The sequence below is a fragment of the Streptomyces sp. NPDC002851 genome (assembly GCF_053591935.1).
Genome location: NZ_JBSFUT010000008.1, coordinates 153102 through 177250 on the forward strand (window position 1 = coordinate 153102; position 24149 = coordinate 177250).

Annotated in this window: 20 protein-coding genes and 2 pseudogenes; 6 read left to right on the forward strand and 16 right to left on the reverse strand. The window is 72.1% G+C overall.

Annotated elements, in window-relative coordinates; genetic code table 11:
- Positions 1-149: 149 nt before the first annotated feature.
- The 11 genes and pseudogenes from ACWD10_RS11525 to ACWD10_RS11575 form a co-directional block, all read right to left on the reverse strand.
- Complete coding sequence (locus ACWD10_RS11525; RefSeq protein ID WP_451089496.1) at positions 150-1919, reverse strand: ABC transporter ATP-binding protein; 1770 nt, start codon at positions 1917-1919, stop codon at positions 150-152.
- Positions 1916-3655 carry an ABC transporter ATP-binding protein/permease gene (locus tag ACWD10_RS11530; RefSeq protein WP_451089498.1) on the reverse strand — a complete coding sequence of 580 codons (1740 nt, stop codon included), beginning with the start codon at positions 3653-3655 and terminating at the stop codon, positions 1916-1918. The genes ACWD10_RS11525 and ACWD10_RS11530 overlap by 4 nt, the downstream gene beginning before the upstream one ends.
- Positions 3652-4971 carry a SagB/ThcOx family dehydrogenase gene (locus tag ACWD10_RS11535; protein WP_451089500.1) on the reverse strand — a complete coding sequence of 440 codons (1320 nt, stop codon included), beginning with the start codon at positions 4969-4971 and terminating at the stop codon, positions 3652-3654. Before ACWD10_RS11535 ends, ACWD10_RS11530 begins: the two co-directional genes overlap by 4 nt.
- Positions 4972-4981: 10 nt before the next feature.
- Entirely contained in the window at positions 4982-6361 is a 1380-nt protein-coding gene (locus ACWD10_RS11540) for a YcaO-like family protein (RefSeq protein WP_451089502.1), read from the reverse strand.
- Positions 6358-7839 (reverse strand): CocE/NonD family hydrolase, encoded by a 1482-nt coding sequence (locus tag ACWD10_RS11545; protein ID WP_451089504.1) that lies wholly within the window; start codon positions 7837-7839, stop codon positions 6358-6360. Before ACWD10_RS11545 ends, ACWD10_RS11540 begins: the two co-directional genes overlap by 4 nt.
- Positions 7836-8657 (reverse strand): hypothetical protein, encoded by an 822-nt coding sequence (locus ACWD10_RS11550; RefSeq protein WP_451089506.1) that lies wholly within the window; start codon positions 8655-8657, stop codon positions 7836-7838. The genes ACWD10_RS11545 and ACWD10_RS11550 overlap by 4 nt, the downstream gene beginning before the upstream one ends.
- Positions 8658-8769: 112 nt before the next feature.
- Positions 8770-8883, reverse strand: a complete 114-nt coding sequence (gene amiA / locus ACWD10_RS11555; RefSeq protein ID WP_004004115.1) for a streptamidine family RiPP — start codon at positions 8881-8883, stop codon at positions 8770-8772.
- A 58-nt stretch (positions 8884-8941) separates the two neighbouring features.
- Positions 8942-9762, reverse strand: a pseudogene (locus ACWD10_RS11560) (ABC transporter ATP-binding protein).
- A gap of 19 nt (positions 9763-9781) precedes the next feature.
- The gene (locus ACWD10_RS11565) at positions 9782-10789 is read right to left on the reverse strand and encodes a FecCD family ABC transporter permease (protein ID WP_451089508.1); all 1008 of its coding nucleotides are present in this window, start codon (positions 10787-10789) and stop codon (positions 9782-9784) included.
- A complete protein-coding gene (locus ACWD10_RS11570) occupies positions 10786-11832 on the reverse strand; it encodes a FecCD family ABC transporter permease (RefSeq protein WP_451089691.1) in 1047 nt (348 codons plus the stop codon). The genes ACWD10_RS11565 and ACWD10_RS11570 overlap by 4 nt, the downstream gene beginning before the upstream one ends.
- A 107-nt stretch (positions 11833-11939) precedes the next feature.
- Positions 11940-12920, reverse strand: coding sequence for an ABC transporter substrate-binding protein (locus ACWD10_RS11575; protein WP_451089510.1), 981 nt, complete (start codon positions 12918-12920; stop codon positions 11940-11942).
- 94 nt (positions 12921-13014) lie between these two features.
- On the opposite strand from ACWD10_RS11575, the gene ACWD10_RS11580 reads away from it, so the two are divergent.
- Positions 13015-14214 (forward strand): hypothetical protein, encoded by a 1200-nt coding sequence (locus ACWD10_RS11580; protein ID WP_451089512.1) that lies wholly within the window; start codon positions 13015-13017, stop codon positions 14212-14214.
- 368 nt (positions 14215-14582) lie between these two features.
- On the opposite strand, the pseudogene ACWD10_RS11585 reads toward ACWD10_RS11580, so the two are convergent.
- Positions 14583-14981, reverse strand: a pseudogene (locus tag ACWD10_RS11585) (DUF6578 domain-containing protein).
- 204 nt (positions 14982-15185) lie between these two features.
- On the opposite strand from ACWD10_RS11585, the gene ACWD10_RS11590 reads away from it, so the two are divergent.
- From ACWD10_RS11590 to ACWD10_RS11610, 5 genes are all read left to right on the forward strand, one after another.
- A complete protein-coding gene (locus tag ACWD10_RS11590; protein ID WP_451089514.1) occupies positions 15186-15833 on the forward strand; it encodes a helix-turn-helix transcriptional regulator in 648 nt (215 codons plus the stop codon).
- 32 nt (positions 15834-15865) lie between these two features.
- Positions 15866-16336 carry a DUF3291 domain-containing protein gene (locus ACWD10_RS11595; protein ID WP_451089516.1) on the forward strand — a complete coding sequence of 157 codons (471 nt, stop codon included), beginning with the start codon at positions 15866-15868 and terminating at the stop codon, positions 16334-16336.
- Between the two features lie 308 nt (positions 16337-16644).
- A complete protein-coding gene (locus ACWD10_RS11600; RefSeq protein ID WP_451089518.1) occupies positions 16645-17622 on the forward strand; it encodes an MsnO8 family LLM class oxidoreductase in 978 nt (325 codons plus the stop codon).
- A 305-nt stretch (positions 17623-17927) separates the two neighbouring features.
- Positions 17928-19079, forward strand: coding sequence for a hypothetical protein (locus tag ACWD10_RS11605; protein WP_451089520.1), 1152 nt, complete (start codon positions 17928-17930; stop codon positions 19077-19079).
- 577 nt (positions 19080-19656) lie between these two features.
- Positions 19657-20091, forward strand: coding sequence for a peptidase inhibitor family I36 protein (locus tag ACWD10_RS11610; protein WP_451089522.1), 435 nt, complete (start codon positions 19657-19659; stop codon positions 20089-20091).
- A gap of 142 nt (positions 20092-20233) precedes the next feature.
- On the opposite strand, the gene ACWD10_RS11615 is transcribed toward ACWD10_RS11610, so the two are convergent.
- The 4 genes from ACWD10_RS11615 to ACWD10_RS11630 all read right to left on the reverse strand — a co-directional run bounded on the left by ACWD10_RS11615 (position 20234) and on the right by ACWD10_RS11630 (position 23975).
- Positions 20234-20605: a DoxX family protein gene (locus tag ACWD10_RS11615; RefSeq protein WP_451089524.1), complete on the reverse strand. Its 372-nt coding sequence runs from the start codon at positions 20603-20605 to the stop codon at positions 20234-20236.
- A gap of 92 nt (positions 20606-20697) precedes the next feature.
- Complete coding sequence (locus tag ACWD10_RS11620; protein WP_451089526.1) at positions 20698-21591, reverse strand: RNA polymerase sigma-70 factor; 894 nt, start codon at positions 21589-21591, stop codon at positions 20698-20700.
- A 50-nt stretch (positions 21592-21641) separates the two neighbouring features.
- Complete coding sequence (locus tag ACWD10_RS11625) at positions 21642-22367, reverse strand: HalD/BesD family halogenase (protein ID WP_451089528.1); 726 nt, start codon at positions 22365-22367, stop codon at positions 21642-21644.
- Between the two features lie 144 nt (positions 22368-22511).
- Positions 22512-23975 carry a flavin-containing monooxygenase gene (locus tag ACWD10_RS11630; protein ID WP_451089530.1) on the reverse strand — a complete coding sequence of 488 codons (1464 nt, stop codon included), beginning with the start codon at positions 23973-23975 and terminating at the stop codon, positions 22512-22514.
- Positions 23976-24149: the final 174 nt, after the last annotated feature.

Consider the following 24149-nt stretch of genomic DNA (forward strand, 5'->3'; position numbering starts at 1 on the left):
CCGACTTCGCCTCCTTCCAGCGGTCCATGAGTCAACGGTTCACGAGTCGGTGCGGCCGAAATTACGTTGCCGCGGACCCATCGGTCAAGACTGCGAGCGTCGCAGACCCTGAGCTGATTCTTCCTCCGACTGTCGTCAGGAGGGCGTGGTCAGGAGGGCGTGACGGCCAATACACGGCTGAGTACGCTGTCGCGGCGGCTGATGAGTTCCTCCCAAGTGCCCTCCTCCGCGATGCGGCCCGCTTCGAGTACGGCGATGCGGTCGGCGCGGCGAATGGTGGCGGGCCGGTGGGCGATGACGATCGTGGTGCGGTGTTCCTTGCCTCCGATCACGGTGGCGAGTTGGGCGTCTCCGGCGTTGTCCAGGTGGGCGGTCGTCTCATCGAGCACGAGGACCCTGGGCTCGGCCAGCAGGGCGCGGGCGAGGGCGATGCGCGCGCGCTGGCCGCCCGAGAGGGTGCGGCCGCGCTCCCCGACGAGGGTGTCCATGGCGGCGATCCTGTCGATGCCGCACAGCCGGGCTGTTTCGGCGAGGACGTCCTCGTCCGCATCGGGTGCGACAAGGCGCAGGTTCTCGGCGAGGGTTCCGTGGAAGAGCGGGGTGTCCTGGCCCACCACGGCCACGGCACTGCGGAGTTGGGCGTCGGTCAGGTCGCGGAGATCGATGGAGTCGCCGCCACCGGGCACCAGGTGGATGGCTCCAGCGGACGGATCCCAGAAGCGGGCCAGCAGGTGGGCGCAGGTCGACTTGCCGGCTCCCGACGCGCCCACCAGGGCGAGGGTCTGCCCGGCGGGAACTGTCAGCTCGACCCCGTCGAGGACGGGCCGTCCCCCGTAGTCGAAGCTCACCCGGTGCAGCCGCACGCCCAGTGGGCCCGGGGGAAGGGGACGGGGTGAGGCAGGCGGCGGGGCGAGCGCGGGGGCTTTCAGGGCGGCGTCGACGCGGGCGGCCGCGGCACGCAGTCCCACGGCCTGGCTCAGCGCCCGGGCCGACTCGGCCACCGGCCCGAGCACCGACAGGGCCAACGCCATCGCTGCCGGGGCCCATGCGCCGTGCAGACGCCCGGAGGTCACGGACTGAGCCGCGGCGGCCACCACGCCGAGGAGCGCGACGACGATGAGTACGTCGCGCACGGCGGCGGCCACGGCCTCCCAGGTGGCCTCGGACCGCTGGGCCGCTCCCACCCTGCGGCCCTGTTCGGCGATTCGGCGGCGCCGCTCCGCCAGGCCGCCGAAGGCGAGCAGTTCGCGCAGCCCGTCGACGGTTTCCACGGTGTCGGCCGAGAGCTTCGCGGCGGCCGCTCGGGTGCGGGCGCCGCGCACCGCGCGGCCGCGCGCATCCGCGAAGGGCGCCACGGCGAGCAGCGCGGCGACCGGCAGCACCGCCGTCAGGAGCCACGGCTCCACCGTGGCCAGCGCGGCGGCTCCGCCGGTGAACACCACGCCGGATGCGAGGAGTTGGGCGGTGGTGTGGGCGTAGAAGAACTCCAGTGCCTCCACGTCGGCCATCGCGGTGGCGGCCAGGTCTCCGCTGCGCTTGCCGGCCACCCGGGCGGGAGCGCTGCGGGCGAGCCCGTCGAAGATCCGCACGCGCAGCTCGGCCAGGACCCGGTAGGCCAGGTCGTGCGAGAGGTCCATCTCGCGCCAGGTCATCAGGGCGCGTACGAGGACGAGGACGGCGAGTGCGGTGACCGTACCGGCCGAGGGGGCGCGGTCTTCGATGACGGCGGTGCCGACGGTGTGTGCGGCCAGCGTCAACAGCATGACCAGCGAGCCCTGTTCGATGAGGGCGGCGGCGCAGGTGCGGGTCATCATGGCCCGGTGCCCGGCGAGGGCGGGCAGCAGGGCGCGCAGTGAGCCGCGCGCGGGCACGGCGGACGCGTCGGCCGTGGTGATGTGGTCGGTGGTGCTGGTGCTCATGCGGCGAGCCCTTCTTCATGAGTGCGGCCCGCGTTGACGAGCTCGGCGTAGACGCCTCCTGCTTCGACGAGGGCGGCGTGTTCGCCGACGGCGTCCACGCGTCCGCCGTCCAGTACCACGATGCGGTCGGCGTGCCGGACGGCGGCGAGCCGGTGGGCGACCACCAGGACGGTCCGGCAGCCCGCGGCGGCGAGCAACTCCCGGACGATGTCGGCCTCGCGGCGTTCGTCGACCGCGCTGGTGGCCTCGTCGAGGACGAGTACCGGAGCATCGGCGAGCAGGGCACGCGCGAGGGCCAGCCGCTGCCGCTGACCGCCGGACAGGGTGGCGCCGCGTTCGCCCAGGACGGTGGCATAGCCGTCGGGGAAGGCGGCGATCTCGTCGTGGATACCGGCGGTGCGTGCCGCCCGTATGAGTTCGTCGTCCGTGGCGACCGGCTGTGCCAGGCGCAGGTTGTCGGCGATGGTGGCATGGAAGAGGTACGTCTCCTGGGAGACGACGGCGATGCCGTGGCGCAGCGAGTCGAGTGCGTACTCGGCCACGTCGCGGCCGCCGACGCTGATCCGGCCCTGCTGCGGGTCGCGATGGCGCAGGAGCAGGGCGAGCAGTGTGGACTTGCCGGCGCCCGACGGGCCGACGATGGCCGTGGTGCGCCCTGCCTCGGCGGTGAAGGTGATCCCGCTGAGAGCGGGGGCCTTAGCGCCGTCGTAACCGAACTCGACGTTTTCGAAGCGCAGTTCGGGCGCGGTCGGCCAGTGTGCCTGCGCTGTTCCCGTGTCGGGGACCGCCGGTTCGGCGGTGCGCAGCGCCGCGAGCCCGTCCGCGGCCGACACGCCCAAGTACCCGGCGTGCCACTCACGGGACAGGTCACGGACGGGCCGGAAGCACTCGGAGGCCAGGAGCAGCACCAGATAGGTGGCCGTCGCCGTGGTGGATCCGGTGACGGCCGACAAGGAGCCGAGCAGCGCGGCGGCCACGACGCCGCCCTGGATGGCCAGATCCGTCAGGCCGGTGTCGACGAGCGACACGCGGAGCTTGGCGACGGTCGCCCGGTGCAGCGCCGCCGAACGCTCCTGAAGCCGCTCCCGGGCGCGTCCGACGGCGCCCGCGGCTCGCAGTGCGGGCATGCCCTGCAGGGCCTCCAGGTAGTCGGCGCCCAAGCCTTCGTAGGTGTCCCAGTGTTCCTTGCCGCGCTTGGCGAGGAGCCGGTCCCAGGCGCGCGGCCCGACCAGAGCGAGGAGCAGGGCGGGGACGAGACCGAGGAGCGAACGGGGTTCGATGGCGGCCATGGCGGCGAGCAGCAGGGGCGGAACGGCGAGCGTGATGAGGAGCTGGGGCAGGTAGCGGGAGACGTAGGCGTCGACGCCCTCGACCCCGTCGACCAGCGTGGTGCGGACGGCCCCGGCGCGGGCGGTGGTGAGATGCGGGGGGCCGAGCCGTCCGAGGTGGGTGAGGAGTTCGTCCCTCAGGCGCACCCTGACCTGTGCCCCGGCGCGGGTGGCGGTACGGCGCTGCCGGTTGCCGGCCACGGCCCGGGCGGCGACGACGCCGAGCACGGCACCCAGGAGCAGGGGAAGCCGATCCGTCCCGCCCCGGGCCAGGTCGGCGAGGGCGACGGCGAGCAGCACGGCCTGCGCGAGGTGGGTGAGGGTGACGGCCCCCTGCAGGAGGGTGGCCGCGAGCAGGGGGCGCCGGGCGTGCCGTGCGGCGCGGCGCAGCTCGGGGTGAACGATCACGGGGTCCTCTTCTGGGGGTGGGTGGTGCTTAGGGCCCGTCTTCCAGGTCTTCGTGGATCTGCCCGCGCCCGCCGCGGAGCGGCTGATGGATGCAGTTGGTGCGTGCTGTCGGCGTGCCGGGCGCAGTGCTGTTCACTCGATGGCCCAGGCGTACGGGGGGCTTCGGCTGGTGCGGCGAGAGTGCGTGCCAGGCGTCGCGGGCCCGCCAGGATCGGGGAGACACCCCCTAGGGCCAGGCCGTGGACGATCCAGTCCTTGCCCGGCGCGGCGCCGAGCGCGGCGCCCAGGTCGGCCTGCTGCCAGGAGCCGACGGGACGGGCCGCGAGACCCTGTCGTACGGCGGCTGTCTGGGCCAGGTGGACGGCGAATCCCGCGTGTAGGTGTGCCCGGCGGATGAGCGGGGCGTCGGCGTCCGTGGGGCAGCCGTACCCCAGCAGGACGGCGCCGGCCTCCGCGATCCATGCCTGGCCCGCGGCCCAGGCGGCGAGCGTCGGCCGGGCCTCCCCCGCGGCGAGGCGCCGCAGTGTGCCGTCCGGGGCCAACTCGGCGAGTCCGGGCTGCGGTTCACCGAGGGCCACGCACCAGGAGAGCTCACCGGCGCTCGCGTCGACGGCGGTGGCGAGCACCGCTGCCAGGACGTCCCGGGGCGGGGCGCCGCGCAGCGGTGGCGGGGCGCTACGCCGGGCCAGCAGTTCGCAGGGCGTGGGTCCGTCCACGAACCGGCTCGCTTCTTCGGAGGCAGCCACCTGACCGGCTCGGCGGTGCACGCTCTCGAGCGGGTCCAAGTGCACTGTGGCCAGGGGGTCTTCGGTGGACCCGGCCAAGCGGAGTACGGGCTCGGAGAGGCCCAGCGCCCGCCCGGCGAGCGACAGCGCCGCGGCAGCGTGTCCGGTGTCCAGAAGGATCAGCGGCCAGGCGCGGTGGCCGTAGTGGGAGACCGTGCGCTGCGGGGTTACGGAGAGTTCGACGGTCAGTCCCGGTGACGCGTCATCGGGTACGGGGCCGAGACGGTGCACCCGGTGGGCCAGCGGATCGTAGCCGTAGCGCCCGGGCGGCAGCGAGCAGTGAGTCGCCACGAGGAGCTGGGCGTCCACCGGGTGCAGCGCACCTGCGGACGGGGCGGGCCGCAGTCGTCCGGCACCGTCCGATGCCGCAAGCGAGAGGCGGAGCAGTCGGTCCAGGTCCAGCTCCGCGGGTCCGGGCTCCGGCAGGCGGCACGCCTTGCCCGGCCACGCCCTGACAGCGGGCCCGGCGGGCGTGTCCGGGCCGGGCCGTTCGGCGGAACGGGCGCGGGCGAGAGCGGTGACGAGATCCACGGGGCGGCCCTCACATGTGGGGCGGAGGAGCCAGCGTGAAGTCCTCCGGACCGGTCGGTGCGGTCGTACGCCAGCCACGCTCGAGGGCGGCCTCGGCGAGGCGCGGGCAACCGAAGTACCCGAAGGCGGCGGGGGCGTTGGGGATGAGTCCGGAGACGAGGACCCGGGCGACGCGCAGCGGGGTTTCGGCGACGTCCTCGGTTGTGACGTCGAAGGTCATGACGCGGTGGCCGCCGTCGTCGAGGGCGCGCTGAAGCCGGTCCCGGCTGCCGGGCCCGACCTCCTCGATGGACACGACCCCGTGCGCCGGTGCGGTGAAACGCCGTGCCTCGGAGGCCATCCGCTCGTCCAGCCACACCTGTACGTGTGCGCCCAAGTCCCGTACGCGGGCGAAGTGTTCGCCGCAGGCGTCGAGGTAGCGGCCGTCCTCGCGGTGGTCGAGGTAGAGCCCGCGGGCGAGCAGCCCGGCCTCGACGGCCTGGAACACCCAGCCTTCGGGGTCGGTGAGGCCCTGGGTGAACACCCAGGTGTGGACGGCTTCGAGCACGGCCTTGCGGGCGGCCTCGGCCGGGTCGTACTTGCAGGCGAACCCGGCGGCGTAGAGGCCGAGCCGGGGGTCGTGGACGAGTGCGGCCATGCAGGGGGCGAACTCCGACGGCATCTCGGCGAGCCATACGTCGAGTGCGGATCCGGCGAGGTCGTCGGTCAGGCCGGGCACGCTGGCCGGGTCGATGCCACGGGTGGGGCCGTCGAGGTGCCACCACAGTTCCAGCGCGTCCCGCTCGACGATCTCAAGGAGGCCGCGCTCGACGGCGTCGTCGAATCCTTGCCCGGTGGCGATCCCCGCGTAGTTGAGGTGGTGGGTGCGGGGCAGCGAACGCAGCTCGCCCTGGCGCCAGTTGAGGTGGGTGAGCGCGACGGGCGCCCACACTTCCGTCGTGCCCCCGCCGGGCAGCCGTTCCTGCCCGCGTGTCCACAGCGAGGGCGTGTCGGGGGTGAGGGGGCGGTAGGGGAACTGTGCGCGGCTGTACTGCCAGTCGGCGTACGCGGGAAGCTCGTCCGGCCCGTACAGTCGCAGCCCCTTCTCGGCCAGCTCGGCGGCCGTTGCGCGCAGCGGCGCGTCGGGGTGGCCGGGTGGCGGTACGCGGTTGCCGCAGTACCGTTCGATTCCCTCGGCGATGGCGGCTATTCGGGCGCCCTCGGGGTCGCCGAAAGTGGTGCCGAGCGACACGCGGTCCGCGGGCCATAGGCCGAGCTTGCGCGCGTCGGCGATCTCGGCGGTGAGCGCGGTGTAGCGGGGCGGAGCGCCCGCGGGGTGCTCGACGGGCTTGACCTTGCGGACGATGCCGCACACGGGGTCGACAAGAGCTTCCAGCGGCAGCGCCGTCATCGCAGGATCTCCTCTGCGGGATCGGTGGGCGTGGGACGGGTACGGAGCACGGGCAGCCGCAGAGCCACCCGCCCGGCGTCGGCCGTGCGCCGGGAGGCGAGCAGGCGGGTGGCGGTGACCGGGTCGTCGCCGGAGTGGGGGTTGCGGGCGTGGGCCGGGAAGTGGTGCCCGGCGATCTCCAGGCGGAGCCGGGTGCCGACGGGCAGCCGCCGTGCGAGCCGCCCGAGCGCCACGCTGAACTCGGCGGCCCCGCCAGGAGGGTCCGCACGCCGCACGACGCCGACGGCCAGCCGCTCGGCCGTGCCTTCCGGGGTGACCGCGACGAGTCTGACGAACCAGTCGGCGGACGGGGTGTCGGCGGTGGCCCGCAGGCGCACCTCGGCGGCTCCGACGACATCCAGCGGGCGTGGCAGCGGCGCGGAGACGAGCAGGCAGCGGTCGGGCGTGCCGACGGTGGGAACGGTCAACTCCCCCGAGGACACGGGGCGTTCGGGGTCAGCGGCGAAGGAGGCGCCGTGCAGTAGTCGTACGTCCGGACTGTACGGCTCGCCCTCGGTGCCGGCGGACACCCACAGCGGGCTGCCGCCAAGGCCGACCGCACCGCGGCGCCCGTGTCCGACGTTCCCGGCGAGGGCGAGGCGGGCCCAGCGGGCGTAGAGCTCGCCGAGGCTTACCCGGTGGGCGGGCCCGGCGTCAGGGCCGGGCTCGGCGACCAGGCCGTGCCCCCACGGACCCATCAGCAGGCGCGCCGAGGGCCCGCCCCAGCGGTTCCACAGCGTGATGGTGTCCTCGGCGAAGTGGTCGTGGTGGCCGCCCACTGCGAGAAGGGGCATCCCGGCGCGCTCCGCCCGCATCACGAGCCGGCCGCAGTCGTGGTTCCGCCACAGACCCGGCCAGGAGGGCAGGCTCTGGCGCAGTCGCGCGGGGAGGTCGCTCACCGGCAGGTGGGCGAGCAGTCCGGGGTCGGCGTCGAGGGCCTTGGGCAGGGCCTCCAAGTCGGAGTCCCGCCGGTCGCCGTGGGCCGCCCACCACCCGGCGCGTGCCAACAGCCGTTCCACACCTGAGGGTTCGCGAGCGGTCTCGACGGCGCCCAGAGCGGGCACGGCTGCGATGACGGCGTCGGGGCGGTCGCCCTCGGGTACGTCGAGCGCGAGGGCGAGCGCGCAGTGCGCGGCGTAGGAGGCGCCTGCTGCCACCAACCGCCCGTCGCTCCAGGGTTGTTGGCGGATCCAGCGGGCGGTTGTCGCTCCGTCGGCGGCCTCGTTCTCGTACGGGTGCCACTCCCCTGCCGAGGCGTGGCGGCCTCGTACATCCTGGGCCAGTGCGGCGAATCCGCGCCGGGCCCAGCCGCGCAGCTCGGCGTGGTGGCGTCGCCGGTCGTAGGGCGTACGGATGAGGACGGCGGGGAAGGGGCCGTCGTCGTCCGGGAGGTGGACGTCGGTGGCAAGGCCCCCGACGGCGACGGTGAGCGGGGTCATCCGGCCCTCTCGGGCATGGGGGCGACGTCGGGGACGGGCAGCACGGGGTGCTCGGTGACGGTCAGCGTGCGCAGGTCGACACGGCGGAGTCGGCGTCGGGTGGGCAGCCGGCCGGTTTCGGGGGTGCCGGTGGCCCACCGGGTGAGGTCGTCGGTGAGCAGGGCGGCAAGCAACCCTGCTGCCGGAGCTGTGAGTTGGACGGATGCGCCGGACGTACGAGGGCCGCTCCAGTAGGCGTCCAGTTCGTGGTGCGCGGGCGTGGCGGCGAGCCGGCGGGAACGGATGTGAGCGGAGATGACGTCACCGGCTGCGGCCGCGAGGGGTTCCAGGTAGGCCTGCCAGCCCTCGCGGTGGCAGCGCAGCCAGGCGATACCGCGCTCGGGGAGCCGGTCGGCGGCGTCCCACAGCCCTTCGGGCACGGGCCCGTCGAGGCACCAGACCACGGCGGCGGGCTCTCCGCCGGCCGCTTCGTCGGGCCCTGCCGACCGCGGCTCGGCACCCGCGGCCCGCAGGTACGCGGCCAGCGGCCCGGTCAGCACGGGGTCGCCCACGAGCCGGACGTCCCGGCGCCCTGCGGGCCATGCGGCGCGCTGCGGACCGTCCGCCAGGTATCCGGCGCCTTCGAAGGCCCCGACGAGGCGGTCGAGTTCGGCGTCCGGTTCGCCCGTCACCGTACCGGCGAGCCGGGCAAGCAGGGCGTCCTGGTCCGTGTCGCCTGTCCGCACGCTGAGGAACTCCCCGTCGGCCGTGCGGACGGCGAGACCCCGACCGGGCACGGTGACGACCTCCACACCAGGTGCGAGCCGGCTTCGGGACACGTCTGTTCTCCTGTCGGGATGGGCCTTGGGGGAGTCGGATGGGCCTGGAGGAGCGTGTGGGCCCGCCCCGAAGGGGACGGGGCGGGCCCACGATCAAGGCGTCAGCCCTTGATCACTCCTCGGTGTCGTCGAAGGGGTTCTCGACGAGCGCGTTGGAGTGGGAAGCCGAGTCGTGAGCCAGCTGGCCCGGGTCGGCGATCGGCGCGAAGACCTGCTCGTTCTCCATGAACTCTCCTTATTCGCACGGGAGTTGCGGCGTTCGGGTGAGCACCGCAGGAGAGAACTTAATGAATATGATTATCATTTACTAGACTGGGAGAGGGTGATCTGGGTAACACACCGGCCAGCCGCCCTCAGGGTCCTCACCGACCCGGCCCGCAACCTGGAGCACGTCCGCGAGGAGCCCGCGCGTGACGACCTCCTTCGGCGCCCCGTCGGCCACCACGCGGCCGTCTCGCAGCGCGACGATCCGCTCGGCGAAGCGGGCGGCGTGCGCCAGGTCGTGCAGCACCATCACGACCGTGAGACCGCGCTCCTCGCGCAGCCGCACCACGGTCTGCAGCACGTCGAGCTGGTGATGCAGGTCCAGATAGGTGGTCGGCTCGTCGAGCAGCAGGACGCGGGTGTCCTGGGCGAGCGCCATCGCGAGCCGGACCCGCTGCCGCTCGCCCCCGGACAGCACGTCGACATCACGCTCGGCCCACTCCTCCACACCGACATCGCGCAGTGCGCGCTGCACGGCGGGGTCGTCGCCCTCGCGCAGCATGCCGAGCGGGCCGCGGGCCGCGTACCGCCCCTGCCGCACGAGCTGGCGGACGGTCATACCGGGGACGGACGGGGCGGATTGGTGCAGCAGCGCGACGCGCCGTGCGGTGGCGCGCCGGGAGATCCGGGCCAAGTCGTCCCCGCCGAGCAGTACGCGTCCCTCATCCGGACGCAGCAGCCCGGCGGCCAGCCGCAGCAGGGTCGACTTGCCACAGCCGTTGAGCCCGATGAGGGCGGTCAGCTCGCCCGGTTCGACGGTCATGTCGACGCCGCGCAACACGGGTTGGCCGGGGTAGCCGAAGTGGACCCCTTCGACGCGTACCCCCACGGATTCGGTCATGTTCTGTCCTTCGTCGACATCAGAACGTACGGCTCGGCGCGCGGCGCACCACGATCAGGAGCAGCGCGGCCCCGAGGCACGTGGTGAGCGCCCCGACCGGCAGCGTGAGTCGCCCGGTCTCCAGCACGTCCGCAAGCAGCCGCGACACCAGCTGCGCCGCCGCGTCCGCCCCGCACACCACGGCGGCCCCCACGAGAGCGGCACCGGGCAGCGCCACCCGCAGGTCTGCGCCGAACACGGCCACGGCGACGTGCGGCACGAGCAGCCCGACGAAACCGAGCGCCCCCACGGCGGCCACCGCACCGGCCGTCAGCGCCACCGCGCACAGCAGGGCAAGGCTCCGGGCCCGTGCGGTGAACAGGCCGGCCGAGGCGGCCAGTTCGTCGCCGCAGCGCAACAGGGTCAGCGGCCCGGCGAGGAGCCACGCCGCGGCTCCCCAGGTCAGTGCCCACGGCCACAGCAGGTGCCAGTGCTGCCACACCCGGCCCTCCGTGGTGCCGACGAGCCACTGGACGACGCTGCCAAGTTCGCCCGGGGCGACAAGGAGCACCATGGCGGTGAGCCCGCCGAGCACCGCCGAGACGAGCACCCCGTGCACGGCGATCTGCGCCGGGTCGCCCCGGCCCCGTCCGGCGAGCAGCCACAGCAGTGCGGCTCCGGTGCAGCCGCCCACGCACGCGGCGACGACCACGGCGAGGGGTGATTCCCACCCCGCGAGGCCGAGGCCGGTCGCGGCGACGGCTCCGAGCACCGCTCCCGGCGTCACGCCCGTGACCTCGGGCCCGGCGAGGGGGTTGCGCAGGGCGGACTGCAGGACCAGGCCCGCGACGCCCAGGCACGCTCCCGCGCCGAGGGCCACAAGGAGCCGCGGAAACCTGAGTTGGAACAGGATGTGCCGTTCCGTCGCGTCGCCGCCCCCGTCGAGGACGTCCCGGACCACGGCCGGGGACATGCCCGTCCCCGCCAGCAGTTCCGCGCAGGCGCATACGACGACGAGCGCGGCGAGCGCCGCGATGCGCCCCTTCACCGTGTCTCCTCCACTCCGGACGGCATCTTGGGGCCGGCCGCATCGCAGCCCGTCTCCCGCACGGCGTCCGAACCCTCGGCCCGGCGTCGGCGCCCGCCTGCCGGCATCCGACGGCCCGTCCGGAGCAGGGCGACCCCGGCGGGCACGCCGAGCAGGGCCGTCCAGGCGCCGACCGGTGTCTCGACCGGCGCGAGCGCCAGCCGGGCCGGGACGTCGGCGGCGGCCACCACAACCGCGCCCCACGCCGCCGACCAGGGCAGCCACCGCACGGCGTCCGCCGCGGGGTTGAGCTTCCGCGCCAGGTGCGGGGCCAGGAACCCGACCCACGCCACCGGCCCGCATACGGCCGTCACGGGGGCGATCAGCACGACGGCGATGGCCAGCGCGGCGAACCGGGCCCGCTGTGCGCGCACCCCCAGCGCCTCGGCGTCCTCGTCCCCCAGCCGCAGCACCGAGAGCACCGGCGCGCACAGCACGAGCCCGGGCACCGCGACGAGCAGCCAGGGCCACAGGCCGGTGACGTCGTCCCAGGTTCGGGCGGAGAGCGAGCCGAGCAGGTAGCGGTAGATCAGCTGGAGGTCGAGCTGGTCGGCCATCACCATGAGCACGAGCAGCGCGGCCTGCAGCGCGGCGGCGACAGCGGCCCCGGTGAGCAGCACGGCGGACGGGCTGCGTCCAAGACCGGCGGCGAGCAGCGTGAGTCCGCCACCGAACACGGCCCCGCCCATGGCAAGCAGCGGCTGGACGGCGGCGGGCAGGGACACCGCGAGCACCAGCGGCGCGGCGACCCCGAGCGCGGCCCCCGAGGAGACCCCGAGCATCTCTGGAACGGCCAGAGGGTTGCGCAGCGCCTCCTGCAGCACGAGCCCGGCGGCCCCCAGGCAGGCCCCGGCAACCAGCGCCAACACCAGGCGGGGAACGCGGAGTTCGGTGACGACGACCCCGGCGAGCGTGGTGTCCGCGTCCCCCAGCGCGCCGGCCAGCTGATGCGGCGGCACATAGGGCGTGCCCAGGCTCAGGGCACAGCCGGAGGCGACGGCCAGCAGGGCAACCAGGGCGAGAAGCTGCCATGGCCGTGGCGGTCTCGGCACCGGCCGAGGCCCGCGCGAGGTCGTGTCACCCGCCGCGTACCGCGCCGCAGTGGGTGCGCTCACCGCAGCGCGGCCGTGGCCTCGTCGAGAACGATTCCCAGCGAGCGGGTGCCACGTCCCTTGGCCCACACCTCGGAGTTGACCTCGTGAACGTCCCCGTTCTTCACGGCCGGGATCTTCCCCCACAGCGGGTTCTTGGCGAGTTTCTTCGACAGCTTGCCGTCCGTCTCGCCGAAGCTCAGCGTCTCGACGAACATCACGTCGACGTCGCGCGCCAGGATCTCTTCGAGGCTGTAACTCCCTTCCACGCCCCGCGACTTCCACGGGTACTGGGCCAGCTTCGGGAACAGACTGGCGGCCACGTCCCCCTCCGGAGTGGCGACGCCGAAGTTCTCGTCGCTGCCGAAGATGATGAGGGCGGTCTTGTCGCTCCTGGCCCGCTCGGCCTTCGCGAGCTTGTTACGGAAGGTCTTCTCCGCCTTCTCCCCCTCGGCGGTACGGCCCGTGAGCGCGGCGACATTGCGCAGGTAACCCACACTGTCCTGCCACGTTTCGGGCTGCATGGGCCAGAACGTGGTCGCTCCCTTCAGCGCCGGGGCGAGCTTGCCGTGGGTGTCCTCCAGACCGATCACGAGATCGGGCTTGTGGGACAGGATCGCCTCCACCTCGGGAGCGATGAAACCGCCGGGAATCACGTCGACCCGCTTCGCCTTCTCCTCGCCCAGGAAGTCAGGATGGGCGAGGAGTGTGCTGTTCGTGGCCGTGGGGACGATGCCCAGCTCGGTCAGGATGTCGTCGCACAGCGCGAACAGGCAGACGACCCGCTCCGGCTTCTTCTTCAGGGAGACCTTGACGCCGTTCTCGTCCGTCAACTCCCGTGTGGCCTTGATGGGTTCGACGGTGACGTCCGTCTTCGGCCCGGCCGCGGCACCGCTCTGCTCACTCGCAGGTTCGGTGGACCCGCCACATCCGGCCAGGACCGACCCAACTACCGCTGCGGCTATGCAGCTTCGGACGAATCTCGACGGTGAGCGCAGCATCGATGCCCTCGCTTCTTCCTTGGATGCTCCCTGGACCCCCCGAACATACATGATAATCGTTTTCATCAAACCCCTCTTGCCGATGGAGGCACCGATGACCACCGGTCCACTGCTGCTCATCTCCGACCACGTGGGGGGATACGTCCATGTGCTGACCGTGCCGGACGGCACCGAGACGGGCCGCCTCACGGGCCGCCACCTCTCCGAGCACGCCGGGTTCCTGGCGCTGCCGGGCGGGCGTACCGCCTGCGTCGACGACCGCAGGGGCGAACTGCTGGTGCTCGACCCGTTCGGCCACGAGCTGGTGGAAGCCGCGATTCCGGTCGCCGTACCGGCCGAGCACCTCGCCGTCGACCCGTCCGGCCGATGGGCGGCCATCACGACGGGCCTGGGCAAGAACGGCGAACCATGGTCGGATCTGCTGACGGTCGTCGACCTCACCACGGGAGACACGGCCCGGGTGCGCACGCGCGTGGGCGAGCCCGGCGTGACCGTACTGGGCGACGGAGACCCTCTCGTCGTCCTGCGCCACAGGGAACCCGGCGCCCTGGCCGTCCACCGGTTCGCCGACCTGCTCGGCGCGCCGCCCGGCTGCCCTCCGGCAACGGCCCACGCACACCTCCCACTGCCGGACGACGGGCACGGAGACGCCCAATCCCCGCTCCACGGCCAGGTGTTCGCGGCTACCGGCGAGGGGGTGCACCGGGCACACCGTCAGGGCGACGCACTCGTCGCGAAGCCGGTGATCCCGTGGGGTTCGCCCGCCAGGGGCTGGTATCTGCGCCTCGATCCGCGGCGGCGGACACTGTGGTCGACGCTACGGGGCGGCCCGGCGGACCCGCTGCGGTGGCCGGAGTGGACGAACCAGGCGTGGTGCCACGATCTGGACGCCGACCGTACAACCCTGACAGAGCTCGGCCCGGGGCTGGTCTTCCGGTTGGCCCTCGCCAAGGGCCATACCGCGTTCACCCGCATCCACCCGGACGGCGACGAACTGATCCTGCTTCACGCCGACGACAAGCCCGCCCACCGCGTCCCGCTCCCGGCCATGGACGGCGCACCCCGCCGCGGCGGCACGCCTTGGGAGGGCGTCCAACGCCGCGCGGTGGCAGCCTCACCGGGCGCGGACTGGGTTGCCGTCACCCGCGGCGGCCACGGCGAAGTTCACCTCTTCGACGCCCGAACGGGCAGCGAGGCAACCCTTGTGAAGCTGGGCACACCCTTGCACCACGGCGGCCACGCGATACTGCGCACGCAGACCGACGGGGCCGAAGGTGACCCCGTAGGCCGGTAACCAGCGCGGCACCTCGGGCTCCAGCAGCAGCGGCACGGCCAACAGCCTGCCGCACCCAACTCTCCTGTCGGGCCAGGGGAGTTGGGTGTGCCTTCGGCGGTCGATGTGGTCCTGGACGGCCTCGGGGCGCGGCCCGCGCGGCAGCTGTATCCCACGGAGCGGCTGATCTGGACCTGATCCTGGTCGGCGCGTGGGTCCCGGTACTTGAATCAGTGACCCGGCGCTGTGCGACAACGATGACCACAAGGCGGCGAGTTCGGCGGCCTCGTACGGGTCGGTGGCGAACGGCTTCTCCTCCAGCAGGCGCGCCAGATCGGTGGAACCGGGCACCTGCCTCCGGCCCGCTCGTGCCGAGGCCGCTTCCTGATTCAGGACATGGCAGGGGGTTCAGGGACTGCGAGTTGGACGAGGTAGCCGACGAACTGGTGCCCGCCCTGTGCGGCGTTCCAGCCGTCGGCCGAGGTGACCGGCGTGAGGATGGCAGAGCCTTGCACCGGATAGAGCGTGCGGTCGTCTTCTGAAGGCGCGTAGCGACAGTGGACGGCGCTGATGCCCGTTACTTTGCCTGCCGTGACGGTGCACGGTTCAAGCTCTGTGGTGTGGTGTTCTTCGGCCGCATCGATGTCGGCGGCAGCCTCCGGGCCGAGCAGGTTGGTGAACCAGTCCGCGTCGGCTTACTTGACCGACCAGGACACCTCATCGCCCACGGAGAATGGCGTACCGCAGCACTGCATCTGCCAATCGTCCACCCACACCGTCATCTCCATGCGCTGGTTTCTACCACCCACCCGGCCTGACGCGCCTCGTCATTCTTCGGCCACGAACGCCCAGGAAGGGCCGTTCCCTCCTGAGTCACGGGCCCAGGGCTTACTGCGAGAGTCCCGGTCGCGGCCATCGCTGGGTGGCCGCGTGACGAGTGGACGAGTAGTCGGCGCTGTTTTGAATACTTCCATTGGTCATAGAATCGGCGCGTGACTGCTGATGATTCCGCTGATTCCGCGTTCGCGGTGCTGGGTGTGCTGGCTGATCCCGTGCGCCGTCGCCTCTATCGACACGTCGCCGCCGCCCCGGGTGAGGTAGGGCGCGATGCGGCGGCGGAAGCGGCCGGGGTTTCCCGGTCGCTGGCCGCCTTCCATCTGGACAAGCTGGTCGAGGCCGGACTCCTTGCCGTGTCCTACCGGCGGCTGTCCGGGCGCACCGGCCCCGGGGCGGGGCGGCCCGCGAAGGTGTACCGGCGCGCCGAGGGCGAGCACGCCGCGTCCGTCCCGCCCCGGTCCTACGATGCGGCCGGCCGGCTGCTCGCGGAGCTGGTGGAGAACGCCGGCTTGGACCAGGAGTTGCAGGCCGCGGCGAAGGCCGCGGGTGCGGCACATCCGGATGCGGCCGCCGGTGACCTGGTCGAGGTGCTGCGCGCCCGCGGCTACCAGCCCTTCTGGGACGGGGGGACGCTGCGGCTGCGCAACTGCCCCTTCCACGCGCTGGCCGAGGAGTTCCCTGCCCTGATCTGCGGGATGAATCTCGCGCTGCTCGAGGGCCTGACCCCCGAGCAGTGGTCCCCGGCGATGGACCCGTGCCCAGGCGGGTGTTGCGTGGCACTGTCTAAAAACAATAACCATTGACTATAGAAGCAGGGTCGGGCCATGCTTGGCCCATGACTGGCTTTCACCTTGCGCAGGTCAACATCGGCCGCACCGTCGCCCCGCTGTCCGGCCCCGAGTTGGCCGGCTTCGTCGCTCAACTGCCCGAGATCAACGCGCTTGCCGAGCGCAGCCCCGGGTTCGTCTGGCGCATGGTCGACGATGACGGCGAGGACGCGACCGGCTTCCGTCCCGACGAGAACGACGACCTTCTCCTGATCAACTGCTCGGTCTGGGAGTCGGTCGAAGCCCTGCGGAACTTCACGTATCACACTGATCACCTGCGCGTACTGAGCCGCCGCCGCGAGTGGTTCCAACGCATGGCCGAGGTACACCAGGCCCTGTGGTGGATCCCGGCTGGTCACCGCCCGAGCATCGCCGAGGCGATGGAACGGGTCGCGATGGTGCGCGAACACGGCCCCGGGCCAAGCGCGTTCACCTTCCGCGACCCCTACCCGGCACCAGCCGGGGCCGCGCAGGTCTAAGGCGCCGGGGAAAGCAGGGCCCGGGGGCGTTCCGCGGGGCACGTCGCGGCCGGGGCGTTCCCGCGGGGCGCGTCGCGGCCGGGGCGCTCCGCGAGGCACGTCGCCGCCGGGGCGTCTCCGCGGGGGGTATGTCGCGCCCGAGGCGGTCCCGGGGCAGGCACGGGAACGCCCCGGCCGCCGTGGCCCCAGGCCCCTCCCCCTCCTCTCTCCCCCCCACACAAGGGCGGGGCCCGTCCGTTGCACCGCGGCGTGCGGCGTGCGGGGAAACCCACTTCGGCCAGCCCTCGCACCTCACCTAAGCTGATCCGATGTCGCCTCTGCCGCTCTCCGTGCTCGAAGTCGCCGTCGTCCAGGCCGACTTCACGCCCGCCGCCTCGCTGCGCAACTGCGAGACCGCCGCCAAGGAGCTCGACCGGCTCGGCTATCACCGCCTGTGGTTCGCCGAGCACCACCACTCCCCCGCCATCGGCGTCTTCCCGCCGCCCATCATGACGGCGCACACCGCGGCCGCCACCTCCCGCCTGCGCATCGGCTCCGGGGGCGTGCTCGCGCCCAACCACGCGCCCCTCACCGTGGCCGAACAGTTCACGACGCTCGCCGCCCTGCACCCCGGCCGGATCGACCTCGGCATCGGGCGCGGCCCCGGCACCTTCCACGAGGACACCGCCCGCGCCCTGCGCAGGGGCGCGGACCCGACCACGGACGAGGAGTACCAGCACGACGTCGAGGCGATCCTCCACCAGCTTCGCGAGTGCAGCCTCGGACCACTCCCGGAGCCCTGGCTGCTCGCCTCCAGCGAGGCCGGTGCCGCGCTTGCCGCACACCTCGGCCTGCCGATCGCGGTCGCACACCACATCCGCCCCCAGAACACGATGCGCGTGCTCGAGCGTTACCGGGAAAAGTTCCGGCCCTCCCCCTGGTGCGAGAAGCCCTACACGCTGGTCTGCGTGGAGACGGTGTGCGCGGACACCGAGGAGCGGGCGGACGAGCTCAAGCGCCCCATGGACATCATCAAGTCCCGTCTGCTCGCCGGGCAGGCGGAGGAGGCGTTCGTGAGCCCGGCCGCAGCCGCCGCCCACCGCTTCACTGCCGAGGAAGCAGAGCAGCTGGCCGCCTTCGGCGCCCACCAGGCGTACGGCACACCGGAGTCGGTGGCCTCCCGGCTCGCACAGCTCGCCGACGCCACCGCCGCCGACGAGCTGATGCTCGTCACTCCGGTGTACGAAGTCACGGACCGCATCCGGTCGTTCGAGCTGGTGCGCAAGGCGTTCACTCGCGGAAGCTGAACTGAGTCGGAACCGATCGGCGCACGCGGCGCCGCCCAGCTTCCGGGTTCAGCGATCAACCCGCCGGATGCGCCGCGCACTCACCCAGCACGCACCGACCATGCGCCGCGCGTGTCTGCTCGGTCCCGGCGTGCACCGTGGACAAGACGTCGCGACGGTCACCGTGCCCGGCCGGTCGCGCGGTGACACCGGGTACGAGCGTGGTGTGGTCGTCGAGCGCGGTGAAACCGCGGACGGGGTTCCGCTGCCATCGACGGGTCGACGGACCATACTGGTCGAGCCCCGATCGCCCACAGAACGATTCCATGACCAAGAACAGCACCTCCTCGACCATTGCCCCCGACACCGCGTGGCTGGGGCGCGGGCGCCACCTCGGGCCCGAGCCCGAGCAGGACGTCCGACGCAACCTGATCGCCCTCAAGGCGGCCGGGGTGCTCGACGACTTCCTGGACCTCGACCCCGTCGAGGCGGCCCGCTCCACCGTCCTGTACCCCCGGGGCGCGTCCGCCGACCCCGGCCCGTCGGCCCGCCGCCTCTTCGAGGCGCGCTGGCGCGTGGCCGACGACGTCACGGTGCGCGCACAGCTGACCACGTACGACCCCGAGGCCCGCCGCAAGCAAGGCGCGGGGGTCACCTGGATCCTCGCCGCCGAGGCGGAGCGGACGTGGGATGTGCACTGGCCCTCGCCCGCCACCATGTTCTGGCCCGACAGCGACCGGGTCGCCTGGGACCAGGACACGGTGCCGGGCGTGCGCCTCCGGTCGACGAACCACCTGCCGAAGGACGACGACGAGTTGCGCCACCGGCTGCGGGACTGCGCCCGCAACAGCTGGTTCATCCATGTCGTGGTGCACGAGGCGATGACGCCGGACGCGAAGGGGCAGCAGCCTGTCCTGGCGTTCCTGCCGCCGAGCCTGCGGCACCGGGTGGTCGAGCACCGGGGCACGCCGGAGCAGGCACAGATCGCCGACTTCGCGATGAAGCGGGAGCTGAGCGTGCGGATGCCACGCGGCGGCGCCGTCGTCCTGCCCACGGCCCCGCAGGACCCGGGATACGACGCGGAGCGTTTCACGGTGCGCAATGTCTTCCTGGACGGCTCGGAACCGACCGAACTCCTCGACAAGATCAAGGAGTTCGCCGCACTGGCACGGCCGCTGACGGCCGACGCCGAGCGGGCCCTGACGCGGCTGCGCCAAGGCTGGCACCTGCTCACCCCGGACGAAGAGCTGGTCCACGCCAAGGGCATGGTCACCCAGTACGCCGAAGCGCTCGATGCCATGACGAACTCCCGTGACCTGTACCAGGAGGCGGCCGAGGCGGCCCTGGCCGCGCTGGCCGAGGCGACCGGTGGCAACGGTGTGCCCCGGCCGCCCGCGCAGCGGCCGGGCAAGCCGGACGGTTCGCCCCTGAGCGCCCTCACGAAGGCATTCGGCCGCTTCCGGGACCCGAACAAGTAGGACGCGCCGACGTCATTCCCCCCTCATTCCTGCTCATTCCTCCTCGTTCCTCCTCAAAGCGGGCGAGGTCGCTGCCCTGGTCGGCCCCGGCACCGGCCCCGTGGGGAGGCACGGTTCGGCGGCGGGCGTCCAGCGCTGCGCGCCGGTCTCACGAACCTCAAGCACGCAGGACATCTCGCTGAGCACCACGACGCCCCCGATCGTGCCGCCGATTCCTGCTTCACAGCCGACTGCCCGCCCGGCGTACGCCAGCAGATGGCAGGGCAGCGCCGGGGTGTGTGACCTGGGCGCCTTCGCGTGCTGTCCGGTCACCCCTGGGGAGGACCTGTCCGGTGGGTGAGGGTGCATCCAGGTCCGATCCGCCGCTCTCCGCGGAGGACATTTGCGCACGTCACGTGGTTGCTAGTGACCGGACGACGCAAGCAAGAGCGCCTATCCGGACGCGCCATGCACTTTGAGTCGCCTGACGAACACTGCGCGTAACCAAAGAGGGCAGTGGCGAACCTCTCCTCGTCCCACACCCGGTGGGTCCGCAGGGGCCACCCGCCCCAGCTTCTTGACCACGCAGGAGGAACGCATGACGACTCGCCACAGGCGCCACACCAGGCTGGCCCGTCTGACCGCGATGGCGGCAGCGGCGGTGGCCGCCGCGATGCTGCCGCTGAGCGCCGGAACCGCGCACGCCGCCGCACTGCCTCCCGGCGTGATCCAGCTCCACGACGGTGAGCCTTGCCCGCCGGCCACCCTGTGCCTGTACCGCGACTACGGCAACCAAGGCCCCGCGTACGGCATCGGCGCCGGCTACGACGTCAACCTCAATGACCTGCCGATGGGAGGCGGCAACGGCTACACCGCAGCCAACAATGTCTCCTCCTGGGTGAACAACACCGAGAGCCCGGCGCTCCTCATCGACGACGACGGCCAAACCGTCCGCCCGCTCCACCCGCACCAGTGGCTCCAGGAACCTCCGCCGTACAACGACTCGGTGGACCTGGTCGTATGGCCGTCGTAGCAGGGTCGGCGTCCTCCCACCAGTGATCAGCTGAGTCGGCCTCCGGCCCACCCTCGCGTACGCCGTCAGTTCCGCGTGACGGCGTACGCGACGGAATCGGCCCAGGCGGTCGGCTGGACGGGACCGGACCGCGCCCTGCCCCTTACAACTCCCTGGCACCGCCCGGGCCGTAGTGGACGAGGTTGACGGTCAGGGCCGCCACCACGGTCACGAAGAACACGGACCAGAAGGTGAAGTCGTAGTCACGCACCCGTACATGGGCGTATAGGGCACCGACGAAGTACAGCACCAAGCCGATGGCGGCGAGCGTGCCGATGAGCGGCACGGCGATACCCGCAAGGAGTCCCAGCGCGCCCGTCACCAGCAGCGTGCCCAGGACGGGCGTCCAGGACCCGGGCACGCCCAGCTTCTGCGCCTGGGCCTTGGGGGTTGCGTGGCCGATCAGACCGAGTACGCCGGCCAAGGCGCACAGGGACGCGGCGATCAGGGTGACCGTGAGGTGGAGAGCAAACACGGGACATCTCCGTTTCCGTGAGAACGTGCTGGTTGTTCGCCCCACGGACGAGACGGTGCACCGGAGCGTGACGCGGTCCCGCATGGTCTGCGTCACATCGCGACGCCCGCCAGCTTCTTGGGGTTGCTGACCATGTGGATCGTCTCGACCGCCCCGTCCACCAGATGCAGGGTGCCCGCCAGGACCGGAGTGTTTCCGGCGAGGACGACGATCCCGGGGGCGCCGTTGACCGGGACCACACGCGCGGCCGAGCCGTCCGGCCTGCGCCGGAAGAGGACAGCGACCGCGCGGGCCACGCGCTCGGCGCCGTGGATCGGCTTGCGGGGCGCGCCGGTGAGGCCGCCGCCGTCGCTCACCATCGTCACGTCCGGCGCAAGGACCTCCATCAGGGCCCGCACATCGCCGCCGGCGCAGGCGGCGAGGAACCGTTCGGTGGCCCGCTGCCGGGTGGCCTGGTCGGTGTCGTAGCGGCGTCGGCGCGCCTCGACCGCCTTCTTCGCCCGGTGCGCGATCTGACGTACCGCCACATCGGTGCGCCCGACGCAGCGCGCGGTCTCGGCATGGCTGTAGCCGAAGACCTCGCCGAGCACGAACACCGCGCGCTCGACCGGGGACAGGCGCTCCAGGACGACGAGCATCGCGGTCGAGACCGAGTCGGCGAGCAGCACGTTCTCGGCGATGTCCGGGCCGGTCAGCAACGGCTCGGGCAGCCAGGGACCCACGTATGTCTCCCGCCGCACACGCGCGCTGCGCAGCCGGTCGATCGCCAGCCGAGTGGTCACGCGTACGAGATAGCCCTCGGCGTCCGCGACGCCCGACACATCCTGGCGGCTCCAGCGCAGCCAGGCCTCCTGCACCACGTCCTCAGCGTCGGTGACGCTGCCGAGCACGCGGTAAGCCACGGCGTGCAGCAGCCCGCGGTGCTCGACGAACCGGCGCTCTGCTTCGGCGGTCCCGGACGGGCGCGGCCCCGCGTCACCGGACATCCGCTCCCCTCCATCTCCCACGCCGCGCCCGGGAATGGGCCCTGGTCACTTCAGCCCGCACGGCCCCACGATGGTCCGCCCTCCCGAAGCGCGTCCGGGTCCGGGGCGGAACAGTACAGCCACGAAGCGGAGGGCGTGGTGGCCTGCTGTCGTTGGGGGTTGGTATACGCGAAGTTGAGGACGGTGCGGCGTAGCCCTGGTCGGTTGAGTGGGGTGACGCGGTGGGCGGTGGTGTCGCTTCGCAACAGGTAGCCGTCGCCGGGGCGATGGTGATGTTGCTGTCCGGCGGCGGTGCCCAGGGCTCGGAGGTCAGTGGTGTGGGGCGTGTGTTCCAGCAACCCGCCGTCCTGTTCGTGGTCGGGGGCTTCGGTGAACAGCACCAGGGCGAGTGGGTAGTCATCCGTGTGAGCGCCGTGGGTGTCGCCCTGCTGGTGGAGGATGTTGATGACGTGGCGTTCCAGGAGGTCGTCGACCGGCACGGTGCGGAAGTCGGCCGTGTAGCTGAGCCAGGCGAGCAGGGTCTCATCGTGGTAGAGGTCCGGGATCATGTCGGATTCCTTGGCGATGACGTGGCCACCGAGGGTGGTCATGTGCCGCGGTGAGTCGTCCATGCACGTCATGGTGAAGTCCCGGCGTAAAGCCAGCTTCTCCAGGCGCCGCACTTCCCCGTCCACCTCTCTGAGCCCTCCAGGCGACAGCAGTGCGGGCAGCGACAGATAGCCATCGGCCGCGAAGCGCTCACGCAGGATGGGGTCGTACTCGGGTAAGAACAACACCGGCACGCACTACCCGGTACTCAGTGTCCTCAAGCCATCGGTACGGGCCATCGGTACGGGCCATTGGAACGACCCATCGGTACGGTGTTGGAGTCCCTCAAGGTGTTGGAGTCCCTCAAGACGAGCCCCAGTTGGCGGGGACGCTCATGTCGCTGAACTCGTTCGCGTCAGGCCCGCGTAGCGGTGTGCGACGCCGCCGGGCAGCAGGTATTCGGCGAGCAGGTTCCCGGCGCGGTGGGACGGCAATCCCATGTCGTGCAGGAGTTCGTCCGCGCAGTGGATGTCGTAGGGGCCGAAGTCGTAGCCGCCGGAGCCTGGCAGCACCTGCTCCTGCCAGGCCAGGCGGGCGTCGATGGCCTCCCGCATCTCCCGCTCGCTCGGGGCGGTGCGCAGCGTCGCGCGGAAATAGCTGTTCAGCCAGTGCGCGGTGAGTTCCATGCCCATGATGTTGTTGAAGACCTGCCGGAAACCGACGAACGCCAGCCGCTCGGCGCCGGGTGGCACGATGCCTCGGTAGAGCCGCAGGCGCCCGGCGGAATCGTGCACGCGCACGCTCGCATCCAGGAACGGGAAGACTCTGCGGTGGCCCGTGGCGAACACGATGACCTCGGCCGCCACTTCCTCGCCGGTCGCCAGTCGCAGCCCCTTGTCGGTATACGCCTCGACAGCGCTGACCTTGGGGGTGATCAGGCCGCGGCGGACGGCTCGCGCGTAGCCGCGTGGCATCACTCCCGCGTGGGCCAGGTGGAAGGGGAGCGGGTGAGCGGGCCGCAGCTGCCTCGGCAGCCGGTACAGGCCGGTGGAGATCAGCATGTCGCGGGTGATGAGCCACCACAGGGCTCGCTTGGCCCGCTCGTCGATGCGGTCGATCGGACGGACGCAGGCCGGATCGTGGTAGCGGGGCAGGAGCGCCTCACCGAGCCGGGTGAACAGGATCCACTTGTATCCGACCAGACCGAACAGGAGCCGCTCGGGGATCATCCAGTTCACCTTGCGCTGCACGAGGGTGGCCGAGATCGCCTCGCGTGCGGCGCGCGTGGTCAGGTCCAAGGCGGACTTGCCGCCGCCCACGACGACCACGCGTCGGCGGGCGAACGTCCCGGCCCTCACTTCGTTGGAGTGCAGCACGGTACCGCGGAACAATTCACGCCCGGGCAGCTCGGGCAGGTGGGCATGATGATGAGCTCCACTGGCGACAACGACGTAATCGAAGGTTTCGCGATGAACCTCCGCCGTCTTGTCTCCGGCAGGCCGGGAGTCGACCAACCAGCCGGAGGCGCCCGCCCGTCCGGGCCCCTCTTCCGGCCGGATGGAGATCACCTCGGTGCCGGGTCTGACGCGGTCGAGGACGCCGAAGGTCTTGGCGTACGTCTCCAGGTAGCGTTGCGTGTCCTCCGCGCCGGCGAAGTGCAGGCGGTTGGGCAGGTCCGCGAACTCGAAGAGGCGGAGCGCGGCCTGGCCGGCCAGCCCGTGGTAGCAGCCTTCCGCTGACCAGATCCCGCCGACCTGCTGGTACTTGTCGAAGACCGTGACGTCGAAGCCGTTCTCGAGCAGCACCTTGGCGGTGACGATTCCCCCAGGACCGGCCCCGATCACACACGCTCTCATCAGCCGCCACTCTCCTTGGGCGATCGGCGCATCCAGCCGACTCATCATCCCGGTTGCGGACCCTCATGCCCAGGCGACGACGTAAACCAAGAGGGCATCAGGCCACGCGGCCTGCGAGCCCTGGCCGCCACGGCGAGGCGATTGATCCCGCTGTCGACTCATGTCCTCACGTCG